Annotated in this window: 14 protein-coding genes; 6 read left to right on the forward strand and 8 right to left on the reverse strand. The window is 51.5% G+C overall.

Going from position 1 to position 14,090, the window contains the following annotated elements:
* The first annotated feature begins 28 nt into the window (after positions 1-28).
* Complete coding sequence (locus AC52PS_RS04110; protein ID WP_495561768.1) at positions 29-1,144, forward strand: ribonuclease H-like domain-containing protein; 1,116 nt, start codon at positions 29-31, stop codon at positions 1,142-1,144.
* Between the two features lie 16 nt (positions 1,145-1,160).
* Here the strand turns inward: AC52PS_RS04110 and AC52PS_RS04115 are convergent, their stop codons facing one another.
* From AC52PS_RS04115 to AC52PS_RS04125, 3 genes are all read right to left on the reverse strand, one after another.
* Complete coding sequence (locus AC52PS_RS04115; RefSeq protein WP_495561769.1) at positions 1,161-2,615, reverse strand: glycogen synthase; 1,455 nt, start codon at positions 2,613-2,615, stop codon at positions 1,161-1,163.
* 87 nt (positions 2,616-2,702) lie between these two features.
* A complete protein-coding gene (locus AC52PS_RS04120; protein ID WP_495561770.1) occupies positions 2,703-3,620 on the reverse strand; it encodes a GNAT family N-acetyltransferase in 918 nt (305 codons plus the stop codon).
* Entirely contained in the window at positions 3,620-5,506 is a 1,887-nt protein-coding gene (locus AC52PS_RS04125) for a glycoside hydrolase family 3 protein (protein WP_495561771.1), read from the reverse strand. The genes AC52PS_RS04120 and AC52PS_RS04125 overlap by 1 nt, the downstream gene beginning before the upstream one ends.
* A 111-nt stretch (positions 5,507-5,617) precedes the next feature.
* Here AC52PS_RS04125 and flgN point away from each other — a divergent pair, with 111 nt between their 5' ends.
* The 5 genes from flgN (at position 5,618) to csrA (ending at position 10,046) form a co-directional block, all read left to right on the forward strand.
* A complete protein-coding gene (gene flgN / locus AC52PS_RS04130; protein ID WP_495561772.1) occupies positions 5,618-6,103 on the forward strand; it encodes a flagellar export chaperone FlgN in 486 nt (161 codons plus the stop codon).
* A 74-nt stretch (positions 6,104-6,177) separates the two neighbouring features.
* Complete coding sequence (flgK, locus tag AC52PS_RS04135) at positions 6,178-8,055, forward strand: flagellar hook-associated protein FlgK (RefSeq protein ID WP_495561773.1); 1,878 nt, start codon at positions 6,178-6,180, stop codon at positions 8,053-8,055.
* Positions 8,056-8,085: 30 nt separating this feature from the next.
* Entirely contained in the window at positions 8,086-9,330 is a 1,245-nt protein-coding gene (locus tag AC52PS_RS04140) for a flagellar hook-associated protein 3 (RefSeq protein ID WP_495561774.1), read from the forward strand.
* A 3-nt stretch (positions 9,331-9,333) separates the two neighbouring features.
* Entirely contained in the window at positions 9,334-9,816 is a 483-nt protein-coding gene (gene fliW, locus AC52PS_RS04145; protein ID WP_495561775.1) for a flagellar assembly protein FliW, read from the forward strand.
* Entirely contained in the window at positions 9,816-10,046 is a 231-nt protein-coding gene (csrA, locus tag AC52PS_RS04150; RefSeq protein ID WP_495561776.1) for a carbon storage regulator CsrA, read from the forward strand. The genes fliW and csrA overlap by 1 nt, the downstream gene beginning before the upstream one ends.
* Before the next feature lie 77 nt (positions 10,047-10,123).
* Here csrA and tsaB read toward each other — a convergent pair whose 3' ends face one another.
* From tsaB to AC52PS_RS04175, 5 genes are read right to left on the reverse strand one after another with little or no spacing between them, the layout of a single operon-like run.
* Positions 10,124-10,996, reverse strand: coding sequence for a tRNA (adenosine(37)-N6)-threonylcarbamoyltransferase complex dimerization subunit type 1 TsaB (tsaB, locus tag AC52PS_RS04155; protein ID WP_495561777.1), 873 nt, complete (start codon positions 10,994-10,996; stop codon positions 10,124-10,126).
* 49 nt (positions 10,997-11,045) lie between these two features.
* On the reverse strand, positions 11,046-11,597 hold the full coding sequence (tsaE, locus tag AC52PS_RS04160; RefSeq protein ID WP_495561778.1) for a tRNA (adenosine(37)-N6)-threonylcarbamoyltransferase complex ATPase subunit type 1 TsaE: 552 nt from the start codon (positions 11,595-11,597) through the stop codon (positions 11,046-11,048).
* Between the two features lie 38 nt (positions 11,598-11,635).
* Positions 11,636-11,899, reverse strand: coding sequence for a hypothetical protein (locus tag AC52PS_RS04165; RefSeq protein WP_495561779.1), 264 nt, complete (start codon positions 11,897-11,899; stop codon positions 11,636-11,638).
* Positions 11,900-11,957: 58 nt separating this feature from the next.
* Positions 11,958-13,037, reverse strand: coding sequence for a flagellar brake protein (locus tag AC52PS_RS04170; protein WP_495561780.1), 1,080 nt, complete (start codon positions 13,035-13,037; stop codon positions 11,958-11,960).
* A complete protein-coding gene (locus AC52PS_RS04175; RefSeq protein WP_495561781.1) occupies positions 13,037-13,936 on the reverse strand; it encodes a DUF8042 domain-containing protein in 900 nt (299 codons plus the stop codon). Before AC52PS_RS04175 ends, AC52PS_RS04170 begins: the two co-directional genes overlap by 1 nt.
* Between the last annotated feature and the right edge of the window lie 154 nt (positions 13,937-14,090).

The following is a 14,090-nucleotide window of genomic DNA, read 5'->3' on the forward strand; positions in this document are numbered from 1 at the left end:
GCCGAAAAACAAAACTGAGAATGCTTCTGTGGAAACAGCCGGATGGACGGCCATACATCCCCGGGTCTGGAAGCGTATTCTAACCTATGAGCTGAAGCCGGTGGAAGCATCTCCCCACCGGGCACTGGGCTTCCAGGAAAACGGCTGGGAGGATTACCGTTATTACGATACCGAAACGACCGGTCTTTCTTCCGGTGCCGGAACCTACATTTTCCTGTTCGGTTCCGGCCGCTTTACATCCGAAGGATTCCAGGTTCAGCAGTGGTTTTTAGGGGATTTTCCCTGGGAACCTGAATTTCTTATGGATATGCAGGATTTCCTGGAGGAAGAATCGGTATATGTGAGTTATAACGGGAAAAGCTTCGACTATCCTCTTCTGACAAGCCGCTATGTGATGAATGGTCTCAACTGTCCCATGTACCGCCAACTTGATCTCTTATATATTGCTCGGCGGCTGTTCGGAGAAGGTCTTGAGCGCTGCAGACTCTCTGACATAGAGCATCATATTTTGCAAATTCGGCGTGACCTGGATATTCCGGGGAGCGAAATTCCCGATCTCTATTTCCAGGTGCAGCGTGAGGCAGATTCTGTCCCTTCCAGGGAGGGCAGCGGGGAGATGTCTCCTGCATACAATAAGCTGGAGCCGGTGTTTGCCCATCATGCCCAGGATATTGTAAGCCTTGCCAGGCTGCATATCCGGATGAGCCGGGAATTTGAAGATCTGGAACGGGGGGCGCTTCTTCCCGGAATTTCACTCAGGGGAGGGGCTCGGCAGCTACTTTCCGCCGGAATGGAGGATGGGGCGCTGGCAATACTGAGGGCGCATTCTGAAAATGCCGCTGAGCTGAGGATGCTCGCCGGACTCCTGAAACGGCGCAGGGAATATGACGCGGCTTTTCAGGTCTGGGAGGAGTTATACGCAAAATACCGGGATTACCGTGCCCTTACCGAAATTCTTATTGAATATGAGCACCGGCGAAAAGATTATCCCGCTGCACTCATCCTCATAGAGAATGCACTGGATGAAGAAGGATCCCAGTATACCACCAAGGCGGGCGGAATATCACACAGCAGTGACCGGGCCTGGAGAAGCCGGCTTCAGTATCGAATGGAGCGGATTCGTAGAAAAACCGGAATGGATTAAACGGGTACGCTTGCAGTCAGCTTTGGCTGTACATGGCTACATAGGCGTCTGCGGAGTGTTTCCAGTCGAAACGCAGGTGCATGCCTCTGCGCTGCGTGGCCTCATAGCTGCTGCGCTGCTGCTGCCACAACTGTACCGAACGTTTCAAAGCTTCAAACAGGGCGTCTTCACTCATGGGGCTTCCAATGAGAATTCCTGTGCCCTCTGAAGGGTCTTCATCAATATCCACAACAGTGTCAACCAGTCCTCCGGTGCGGCTTACCACAGGAACACTGCCATATCTGAGGGCGTACATTTGAGTGAGACCGCAGGGTTCGTAATGGGAGGGCATGAGAAAAAAATCACTGGCCGCCTGGATAATGTGACTCATTTTCTCATTGTAGCGCAAATACACTCGCAGATTACTGTGGTGGTTGGCGGCCCTGCGCAGGCTCTCTTCAATCGCCGGATCGCCGGTTCCCAGAATGATCATCTGAAGGTCAAGTTCCCGGCATATCCTGTTCAGATTTACCCCTTCCGAGCCAAGGAGTGTATCGAAACCTTTCTGATCAACAAGGCGGGAAACCATTCCGATAAGAGGAGGTCTTGCGCTGATCTCCATACCCGATTCCTGCTGAACAAAGTTTTTATTCAGCGCTTTGTTAGCCAGTTCTCCCGCATCATAGGGGTATGGTAGATTTTGGTCGGAGGCTGGATTCCATGTCTCATAGTCCATACCGTTGAGAATACCCCGGAGGACTGTATTTCGTCGGTTGAGAATATCTTCCATGCCGAATCCGGTTTGTGGAGATAAAATTTCTTTGGCGTAATGGGGCGATACGGTGGAGATGCTATGAGCGTTCACCAGAGCTGAGCGGAGAAAGTTCAACTCCTCATGGAAAATCAGCCCTATCTGTTCTGCTTCTTCCATGCCGAATCCCAGTTGATGGCTGAGGTCGGCGGTGAAGCGTCCCTGATAGCCGATATTATGAATGGTAAACACCGATTTGGTATGAAGATACTCTCCGCTGTGCTCCTGGTGGGCGAGATAGGTCGATGTGAGTGCACTGGGCCAGTCGTGACTGTGAATAATATCCGGGTACCAGCCCAGAAGTCTGCACAGCTGAAAAGACGCCTTTGAAAGCAGGGCGAAGCGGGTGGCATTGTCGGGGAAATCTCCCCCTGACGGGGGGCCGTAGATCCCTTCTCTTCCGTAAAGCTGCTCATGTTCCAGGAAGTATACTTCCACATGGCTGTCTGCCATGGTCTGGTGATACACAGCTGCCCAAAATTCTTGATCTCCCAGATGAATGGAAAGGGGGGCGGGGTGGCGCTCCAGTAAAAGCCGGTCTATCTGATAATATCTGGGCATCAGGATGATTACTTCGTGTCCCTGCCGGTCCAGTTCCCTGCTGAGATTCGGAACCACATCCGCAAGCCCGCCGACTTTGGCGTAGGGGTAAACTTCGCTGCTCACCATCAGTATCTTCATGAACCTAATATTAACATAAATGAGCTCGACCTGCAGAGTATCGGAAACTTATTCAGTGAATATAGCAGCTTGAAACCGGAACCCGGCTCAGGAAAAGTAATAAATTCCGAAGTCACAACATGGTAAAAAGCCGCATTTTTCGTACAGGCGTTTTGCGGGGGCGTTCTCTGTCTTTACAAAGAGACTGACCCCTTTTCCTTCCCGGATAATTTCCCGGCTCAAACGTTCCACCAGCTGTGCCCCAATTCCCTTGCTTCGATAGCTGGGGCTTGTGTATACGCCTCCGATCTGTTCCACAGTTATCCCTCTGGCATTAGTCTGGGCCTTTCCGGCGGGGCCGGTTGCGGAGACCAGATAGATGAGCCGCTGTTCTTCAAGGGATTTCATAAGTGTGTGAAACGCCACCCTTGGGTTTACCTGCTTGCCGGGAATAACCACCTCTTCTTCCTCATAACCCAGCTGAAGTGGCATGAGAAGTTTACCGTCACGGGGATTTCCCCGTTGAATACTCCAGTCTTTTCTGTATTCCAGAGCATGGCCCCGGCGGGAAGCGTCCCGGTACATCATGGTGTAGGAAATCATGTGGACCGGATTCAGTTTTGTGAGCCGTAACAACTCCCGTACATCGGACTGCATACCCATGGCCGAAAAGATACCCGGGAGGTAGTTTCGAAAAAAATCCTTCGGCAAACCGGCAGAGTCGGGCACAGCCTGTTGAAAATATGTATCGCTGAAGATGGGGAAGCACATCCCCCCTTTTTCGATGTAAATACAGGCGCGCACAGGGCTTCCGGGATTTGCGGTTTCCAGGAACACCGCCCGGTTTCCCCTGGGGACAGAGATCCGGCTTCCGGGTTTCATACCTAAGAGTCGGCTGATGGTCTTGGGATCGTCTTTCAGTCGGCTTTTCAGGCGGCTTGTCAGGCTGGCTGCATATATTTCTCTGGGAATGAGAAACTGTTCCAGTTCGGCCTCATCTGCCTGTTCGGCCTGAAACCAGGGCATTAATCCCTCCGGCTTAGGTGAACCGGAAGATTTCCCTTAAACGGAATATCTCCAATCAATGCGGCAAACCCGGCGGAAAAGGACTCGATTCCCCATCCGTATACTGCCAGTGCCGATTTCACCCAGGGAAGCTCTTCAAGGTACACAGGTGTGAGGGTTGAGAATACGATTATCCGCTCTCCCAGTTCTTCCAGGCTTTGGAGAACCTGCAGACTGTTGGGGTTTGCCAAATTGAATATCACCACATCGTAATTTTCAGCCAAATTCCCGATCTCCCTGATCACCTCATTGTCTGCGGTATAAAACGGGGTATAGTCAAAATAATACTGATCCGCCGACGGATATCTTCTGAGCCCTTCCCGAAGAAAGTCCCAGTCTTGGCCCGCCAGAAGAACGCTCTCCCCTTCATCCGGTGTATATGGCACAATATGATCTCGTATCAGTGTCACACCCCTGGCAGCCTGCTCCTGAAAGAAATTTCTTCCGCTGTCCGAGGCAATACGTTCATACACTTCTTCCGGGTTCACCTCCAGGGGGACCCTCCACCCGGGCTTGAGGTAGCGAAGTTTAATTTCCAGAATGCGCTTCACGGCTTCCCGGATTCGGAGGCGGAACTGATCGTCTTCAAGATAGGTTTCATATACCAGATTCCAGATTGCATCGTTTATTTCCGGTGTCTTGGATAACATCACCATGTCGTTTCCGGCTTTCAAGGCTTCAAGTACAATCCTGGGCATATCCCAGCCCTGGCTTTCCCCGTACTCAATTGCCCCGCCCATGTACAGGTCATCGGTAATTACAATCCCCTGAAAATCCAGCTGTTTGCGCAGGATCTCCTCTTTAAAATAGGGGTTCAGGGAGGCCGGGCGCAGGCTGCCGGAAATATTGGGGAAACTGAGATGTCCAGATAGTACCGCAGGCAGTCCTTCGGGAATCATCATACGGTAGGGCAGAAGGTCTCGTTCCCATATGGTTTCGAAATCATCCTCTATTATCGGCATATAGCCGTGGCTGTCGCCCAGGGCGTTGCCGTGACCGGGAAAATGTTTTGCCGTGGCGATTACCCCTGTTTCCTCCATACCCCGGTAAAAGGCGATACCCAGCAGGCCGGTTTTCCGGGGGTCGGATGAAAATGCTCTGGGGCCGATTACATGGGCCTGACTGTTTACATAAACGTCCACCGTAGGAGCGAAGTTCATGTTCACTCCCAGCGCTCTCAATTCTCTACCGATGTAATACCCGCTATAATAGCTGTCTAAGGGCACGGATGAAGCTCCGATGGCCATATTGCCCGGTGTGATGCTGGTCTGATCCTTAATGTGTCTCACCCATCCGCCTTCTTGGTCGGTTGCAGTGAACAGGGGAATTCCATGGGGCCCCGAAAGGGCCAGATCCTGCATCTCATTCAAAGCTTCCGCAAGATTCTGCAGATTATTTCCGTTCCAACCGAAAATTTTCACTCCACCGATATTCCGCCGCTCGATCCATTCCATAATGGGACCTTCCGCGAACTCGCTCTGCCAGCCCAGGAGGAAAACCTGTCCCACCAGCTCTTCTGCGCTCATATCGCTGATCAGATTGTTCACCAGGGTGTCGGTGTCAAGCTCCTGCCAGAACATCCGGTCACGGGGAATTTCCTGGAGATCGCTAACCAGATCGCCCTGAGCAATGCCCCTGAGCTGCTGTTCACCCCTTTGCCCTGTTCTGTTCAAGCTCGGGGGAGCCGGCGAACCGTTCAGGGTGCCCGCATCCAAGAGGCCGGCGGGTGAAATAAAACTCAGGGAGAAAATTACTGCGGAGAGTAATACCGCCAGATGTACAGGGGTATAGTGGCGCAGGCTGCTGCGCTGTTGTTCGCTTTGTTTATACAAGTCTATTGCGGCCATCGTATCTGGGAATGTAGCCCAGGTCACGGGGGAAATTCAAGTAAACCCGGGGAAGAAGTGCTTATCTTTCTCCTGCCTACGCCGATGATGAGAAAGAAGAAGGAGCATGTCATGACTGTTCAGGAATTTCAAAGCATACTCGAAACACAAACCGTACTTTTCCAACAGTTGTCGGAGCATCAGGTGAATCTCCAGGAAGCGGTAATTGAACGGGATTATCCCGGGGCGGAAAAGAGTATTTCAGCCATGAAGGAATTATCCGAAGGAATTCGGGACTGCGAAACCCGGCGGCAGCTTGCTTTCGAAGAACTTCTTGATCAACTGAATATATCCCCGGAATTCGGTTTAACAATGCTGTTTGCCACTCTTGAGGACGCCCAGCGTGAAAAACTTGCATCGGCATTCCGGGAATTGAAGATTGCGGTTCTGCAGGTTCGCACCGTGAATGAAGGAATAATGGCGTATTCCGGGAGTCAACTGGAGACCATGGAAGGCATAGTGGATGAGTTGTATCCACAGAGAAGAGACGGTACGTATACGTCCCGGGGCATGCACAGTACCAGCGCTCAGCCGCTTGTGCTTGACCACAGCCTGTGAACCGGAGATTGGGACCGTGACCAGCAAGAACGTAATGGTGAGAATTAATGAGAGCAGATACATGGAGGTAGATAATGCAGAGTACATTTTCCGGAATTGAACTGGGTAAACGCTCGCTGTTCGCCCATTCACGGGCATTGTCCACCGTCGGACACAATATGAGCAACGCCTCCACCGAGGGATACAGCAGACAAAGAGTCCATTTCAGTGCAACCGATCCCCTCTACCGCCCCCAATTAAACCGGGCCGAAACTCCCGGGCAGATAGGCCAGGGAGTGGATATTGCCAGGATTGAACGGGTGCGGGATGAGCTCTTGGAAGGCAGAATTGTCGCAAATGCCAACGGAGAAGGCTATTGGGAAACCCGGGACAGCTACATCCTTCAGATGGAACAGATTTATAATGAACCCGGCGAGCTTTCCATCCGCGGGCAGATGGACCGCTTCTGGGACAGCTGGGAGGAACTCTCCATCTACCCGGACCAGGTGGCTTCCCGCCAGGCAGTTCTTGAGAATGGGAAAGCCCTGGCAGATGGAATACAGCTGCGTAACCAGGGTCTTGAACAGATCCGCTCCATGCTGAACGACGACATCAATGTGACAGTGAACCAGGTGAATGATCTGAGTCGGGAAATTGCCTCACTGAACCATGAGATTGTGAAAGTGAAGGCCGCAGGCGATGAACCCAACGATCTCATGGACAGACGGGATCTCCTCATTGAGGAGTTGGGACAGCTGATCGATGTGACAGTAGACTACCGGGATTCGGATGAGATCAACGTGCACACTGCGGGGTTTCAACTGGTTCAGGGCGATAAATATAAGGAATTCGAACTCCAGTCCAATCCTCAAAACGAGGGAAATCCTGACGTAATTTGGGAATACAACCAGGAGCAGGCCCATTTTCGCGGAGGAAAACTCGCAGCTCTCATAGAGCTCCGGGACGTGGATGTACGGGAAGAGATTCAGGGGCTGGATAACATGACGGTGAATTTTGTGGATCTGGTGAATGAAGTTCACCGGGATGCCTACGGCATGAACGGCCGCACCGGGCTGAACTTTTTTGATCAACATCCATTTGTAAATAATGTAAACGGAAACTTCGATGCAAACGGCGACGGGGCGTTCGACTCAACCTATCTGTTCCGGGTTACCGGCAGCAACAGCCTGGATCCCCAACAGGAGATTGGAATTGCCGGTACCATTACCCTCAACGGAGCCGAAGGGCCGGTGCAGGTAAATTATCAGTCTGAAGACACAGTACGGGATGTAATTCTTCGCATTAACAACTCAGGAGCGGAGGTGGTGGCACGGCTTGACCGCGAGGGCAGGCTCAGCATGAAAGCAACCCCTTCCGGCGATATGAGCAATCCCGATTTTGTGATACGTCAGATGGAGGATTCAGGCCAGTTTCTGGTGGGCTACTCGGGAATACTTCTCGAAAGCGGTGCGGAGGGTGGGTATACATCCGCACAGGAAGACGCGGTGGCATCTCTGAGAGGAGGGGCGCTGAGTTATGAAGTTTCTCCCCAGGGGCATCCTTCGGCATGGATTGGCGTCAGTACCGAGGTTTCCAACGATCCGGCAAGCATCGCCACCGGATTCGGCGCCCAGGGCAGACCCGGAGAAGTAGGTGACGGCAGGGCGGCCATTGAAATTGCATCCATCAGGAATCAGCCGGTAATGGTGGGTCAAATTGACAGTTTCGATGACTATTTCGCAGATACCGCTGCATATATCGGTCTCAAGGGTCAGGAGGCGGAAATTGCCTTGGAAACACAGGAGCTGATTATGAAGGATCTGCGGGATACCCGGGCATCAATATCCGGCGTGAATATTGATGAAGAGCTGGCCCAGATGATGAAGTTTCAGCATGGATACAATGCCACTTCCCGATTTATCAGCACCTTCAACAGCATGCTGGATACAATTATCAACCGGATGGGAGTATAACTCCTCCGGCAATAGCACAAGGATGTGAATATGCATAGAATCAGCACGAATTTACCCAACGATAATCTTCAGTTTCATACCCGCAACCGTCAGGTTCGCATGAATGAAGCTCAAAACCGGATGGCATCCCAGACCCGTATTCTCAACCTCCGGGATGATCCGGCGGCAGCTGCTCATGCTACCCGTCAGCAGAGCTATCTGACCCGTCTTGAACGCTTCAGCGATAATATCCAAAACAGCATGGAACATTACCGCAGCGCCGAAGGGCATATGCGCCACGGGGTGGATATCCTTCAAGAGATCCGGCAGATTGCGGTAATGGGGGGTAATGGAACCTATTCAAAGGACGATCTGTCTGCCATGGGACGACAGGTTGATGAACTTCTCCAGGAGTTTATCAGCAGTGCAAACGCCAGGGACGGTGAGGGCAACAGCATTTTCTCCGGAGACAGAACCCAGAATCTGCCCTACCGTGTTGTGGAGGGAAGAATTCCCGGAATGGGATCTACGGTTGTCACCGATGTGGAGTACATTGGAAATATCGGGCAGCGCAAAACCGAGGTTGCCGACGGAAAGTATATTGAACTGAATTTCCCGGGGAACCAGGTCTTCTGGGCGGAAAACCAGCAGCTCTATGCCGAAACAGATGCGCAGAACTATGTGGTACAGGCTGACAGCAGTATCAATGTAAACGGCACGGAAGTTTCCCTCCGGGAAGGGGATAACGTATATCAGGTGATCTCAAAAATTAATGACTCGGGCGCAGAGGTTAAAGCGCGGCTGGATCCGGTGAGCAATTCTCTGGTAATGGAAACTACAACCCCCCGCCAACTCTGGCTTGCCGATGAAAACGGGAGCGTTCTTCAGGATCTTGGTATTCTTCAGGACGGCGATTCCCGGCCTCCCCAGAATATTTCCCAGGATGCCCAGCTTTTCGGAGGAAGCGCATTCGATGCAATCATTCGCCTTCGGGATAATCTGCATCAGGGAGATACCATCGATATCGGCGGAGACGGCCTGAGAAGTATCGATTCAGCCCTCAGCAACATGCTCTCAAATCTTGGAAGTGTGGGAGCGAAAACCAACCGGATGGAGCTGGCCTTCAAACGCACAGAAAAGGAGATCGTGGATGTGGGAGACCGTGCCAGCCGTCTCACAGATATCGATCTCACCCAGGCTATCACCGAATTCGCAATGCTTGAACAGACCCATCAGGCCGCACTGTCAGTGGCGGCCGATGTAATGCAAACCACATTATTGGATTTTCTGAGGTAACATATGACCATTGATTCACGGGCATTCGGCAGCATCGATGTGGACGACAGACAGATTATCAGTTTTCCCAAAGGAATTCTCGGGTTTGAGGATCACCATGACTTTGCGCTTATCGATGCATCGCAGCCACCGTTTTACTGGCTTCAGTCACTGCGGAATGCGCAAACTGCATTTGTACTCATCTCTCCGGATATATTTCGCAAGGATTATGAACTGAGCGTGGTAAGCGCGGAACTTGAACTTCTCGAAATTGTTCAGAAGGATGATGGAGATTTGGTGTACCGGGGAAGCGATGAGTCGGCGGAACTGTTGGTGCTCTCCATTGTGACTGTTACTCCGGACAAGAACCAGATGACCGCCAACCTCCAGGGGCCGATTATCATTAACCCCCGGGACCGGCTGGGAATGCAGGGCATACAGACCGATGCCATGTGGAAAACCAAACACTTCATTCTTCAGGAGATGTCTCAAGGGGAGGGCAGCTGATGCTTGTACTCACCAGAAAAATCAATGAAGCAATTATGATCGGCGATGATATAGAAATTGCCGTTGTAGATATTAAAGGCGACCAGGTAAAGCTGGGAATCCGGGCGCCAAGATCAGTGAAAGTGTTCAGACATGAAGTGTATGAGGCCATTCAGGAAGAAAACCGCAGAGCTGCCGAATCCTCCGGGGATCTGCCCTCTCTGGGGGATTTTCCACCGAAAAAAGAATGAATCCGAGCCTTCCCTCAGGCTGCGTGGAAGCTGCGGATTCCCCGTCACAGCCTGGTGGTACCCGCCGAACCCTGGGATTAGCTGTGGATTTCCGCTTCGCTTGAGCGGAGGTACTCGGGACCGAAGGTTTCAGGATCACTGATTCCCAATGCAAGGGCACTGCGTCCCAGCTCATCCATGCTGCTCACCCATTCATTGAAGGGCAGCACCTGCAGTGATCCATGAAGAAACCGGGGAATGCTCTTCTCTTTCTGTGCCTGCTTCAGGTCCCCGGCTAAAGGGCCACTGTGTGGTCCTGCAAGCAGAACGGGGGTGCCGCCCCCTTGTTCATATTCAGCGTTTCCTGTATCTCCACCAATCCTCACAGCATTCTGCAGCTCATGGAGCTGCATTCCCAGCTCCCCGGGCAGCAGGTCTGAGGGTTTCACTATCCGGTGAGCCTCAAGAAAATCCTGCATTTCCCGGTAATTTCTTTCTCCGTCCCCGGAAATTTCCTGAGCACCGGCGAAATTCCAGACCCCGCAATAGTAACGGGATTTCCGGGCGTCAATGGAAGCCGCAACGATTGCTTCGCTGCGGTGGTACTTCCAGGCAATTGCCTCCAGGGCGGATATGCTCACCAGTGGAATTTCCAGGGCCGAGGAAAGCCCCTTCATTGCCGCCATTGCGATCCGTAGACCGGTAAAACTGCCGGGACCCCGCCCGGTAATCAGACCATGAAGATCCGCAGGCGCCAGGCCTCCGTGGGCGATGAGATTTTCTATTTCGGGCAAAAGGCCTTCCACATGCCTCAACCCCGCATCCAGCACCCGAATATGACGGATACGTTCCCGGCGTTTGCCCGGCATACTGAGACATAGCTGAAGGTATTCACTCCCGGCGTCAAGGCTGAGGAAGTTGCCTTCTCTGTCCGGCATAGATGGATTTGATTGTTCTTTCGACTCTAACATGGAACCGTCCTCGCTGCTCTTCTTATGGGATCTTCCGGCCGGGGGCTTTTCAGGCCCGGGGTATAGTGGCGTTCAAGGCGTTGGCCAGCTGCTCAATGCGTTGGGCGGTGGCGGAAATTCGAATTCTTCGGCTTTCCGCACCTTCCACTGCAATATCAATCCGGATAATTTCTGAAGGGAGAATATCCGCTGCCCGGTCGGGCCATTCAATCAGAGTTATTCCCGGGCCCAACCATAACTCCTGGGCGCCGGTTTCTATTACATCCCCGCTGTCCATAAGCCGGTACAAATCCATGTGATACAACGGCGGGGTATGATCATATTCCTGAATAATGGGGAAGGTTGGGCTGGTGACCGGCTCCTGAATTCCCATTCCCTCGGCAAACCCCCGGCTGAAAAGGGTCTTTCCCGCGCCAAGCCCCCCTTCCAGCGTAAGAATATCGCCGGTGAGAGCCTGAGCCCCCATTACCCGTGCGAGATTTAAACTCTCCTCCACAGAGGCGCTGTGGTACTCCAATTGGGTTTCAGAAATACCTGTGAAGTTATCTGCGGGGGAAGGGGAGAGGGGTTGATTAGACTGTGATCCTGATGATTTTTTCATGTTTTGCTGCACGGCCGTATTGTATCCCAGGGATGAAATCAGGGCAATCTGCCGCTTTTATCCAACTGGGTAATATGGTTTTTTAATTCCCGGATTACCGGTATGAGGGGATATTCAATATTGTCCAGAAACTGAACCCGTATATTCTTGGATCCAAGAGGCGTGAGTTCAAGGGAAAATTCGATTTTACAGTTCAAGGTACTGCCGTTCTTCCGCAGATCCAGCACCGCATCCCCATGATATTCCTGTCGATAGGATATCAGCATATGTTTCCTGGTAATATTTTGAATTGCATTCACCATATAAATACCCGCTTCATAGTCGTTATCAATACTAAAACATTCAGGTGCCGGGGTAAAGCTACTCTTCGAAAAAACCGTAAACATAGCTTTGAATCTCGTTAAGGTGCTGCATACTTACCCGGGTGAAGGCCACATGCATGAGACCTCCGAAGGGTTTTGTGGGTTCAACGCTTCGCACCTTGCCGAAAACAGAGATATCCTCGCCGCTGGCGAAGTCAAAGCGGATCTTCAGAAGCGCCCCCTTCCGCATGGGATTCCGGCTGTAGAGGGCGCATCCGCCCCGGCTGATATCTTCAATCTGCCCTAATAAGCGGCGGTTTTTATTCACCACCGCCCGTCGGCGGGCTTTTTTCCCTCTTCCCTCGGTAATAATTTCCACGGGCTGAAAATACGCCGGCCGGTTGAATTCACGTCTTGGAGATTTTCTCAGCTGGTTCTGTTCCACCTTATCGCTGTGGTCCACAAGCATATTATCGATGCCGTCAACCTTCCGGTACTCTCTGAGCTTGGTAATAAAGACATATACTTTGCCGCTGTCTCTAATAAAACGTACTTTCAGAGTTGCACCCGGACGGTACTTCATTGGGGAACCGTCTGCGCTTACCGGCGTTTCTATGGCCAGATGGTTTTCCAGGTTACCGGTAACCTGGGATTGGGCAGGAGGCAGAGTTTTGGAGTAGACGGACACCTCCTGACCCAGCTTGAGATTTTTGGTGTGACCATATCGCTTAACCTGATCGCTGCCGCGGGAAATTGCCCTCTTGATTTCAAAAATCTCATTGATGACCCGGTTACGTTCTCCCCGGGACATATTGGCATCTTCCACATCTGAAATAACATTCTGAAGTATCTTATTAAGATAGCCGGGGCTCTGATATAAACGCTGGGGGTTGGAAATATTATTGTCCTTAATTGCCTTCTGCAGAATCTGAATATGATGATTCTCCAACCCCATGTTTTTCCCGGTTTTTTTGAAGTTCCCCTTATTATAATTGCTGCGTTTTGCGCCCCCTGAACCGCCTCCGCTCCGCCGTGCGCTTAAAACCATGAGCAAAATCAGAGCGCCGAACACAATTGCCGAGATAATTGCCGATGTATTATCGGCTTTTGCAATAAACTGCAGCAGTATCGGATTCATCAGGCCTCCACGTGCACGCCCTGTGCAGCGTCAATTAAAGACTCCAGCAGCTCCTGGAGGTCGTATTCAAGCAGATCTGCAAGCATCACTGTGTCCTCCGAAGAAATGGCTTGATTCATCTCTCCGATAATCTCACTGAGCTTCTGCAGATTCCGGTGAACTTCATCGTGACGGATTTCCTGATCATCAATGCCGAGGATATTCATGATCCGAATAAATTTTGCAGCGGTTTCGGATATTCTGAATATCAGACCGTACGCTTCCCGTTCCTTCCCTGTCTGCAAAGCTACACCCGCCTCTTCAAGGCCGGGTACGATATTTTTCAATAAGGTAATGGCGGTGTTCAGCTCTTTTCCCGGCTTGTTCACTTCCTGCAACCGGTCAAGGAGAATAATCCGGAGATCTTTCAGGCGGTCGTTGAACTCCTTTAATGCCGCCCCATCCCCGGGGGAAGATTCCACGGCAGCTTTTGCGTCCTCCAGCCGCTTGAAGTCGTTAATAAAACTTTCCTCCTCAAGCCTGAGGACCGAAGGAAGGGCGTTGCGTACGTGGGAATATTCGGAAAAAGCCTTCTTGAACATCTGATCGTCTCCGCTATTCTGGAGACTGCCGAGAGTCTGGATAAGCAGGTTTAGATAGTCCAGAATGACCATCAGCTGTTGCTGTCTAAGTTGGTTCAGGTTTCCTGCCCGAAGATGAAACGCTTCACAGGAGTCAAGCGGGAGTCCGGCCCAATCAGATTGATCCACGATATCCGCAGATTCATTATCCAGCTCCAGTGAAAGGGGGTACAGGCCTCCCTGAGATAGCCATTCCCGAAGGGAAGTGAAGATTTCGCCCAGCGTAGATTCCTTTTCCAGAGTAATATCCATTTCTTCATTGTTGATAATAATCTTCACGATTCCTCCAGTTTACTCTGATTATCGGAGTATTATGACATGTATTGAGGTAAAATGGAACGCTGAACTATCGCTGCCCGAAAGCAGGGCTTCGGAGAAAAAGAAGGTCTTCAGGGAAAAAGCAAAGCTTCAGAGAAAAAGAAGAACCTAAGGG

It is taken from the genome of Salinispira sp. (genome assembly GCF_059431795.1).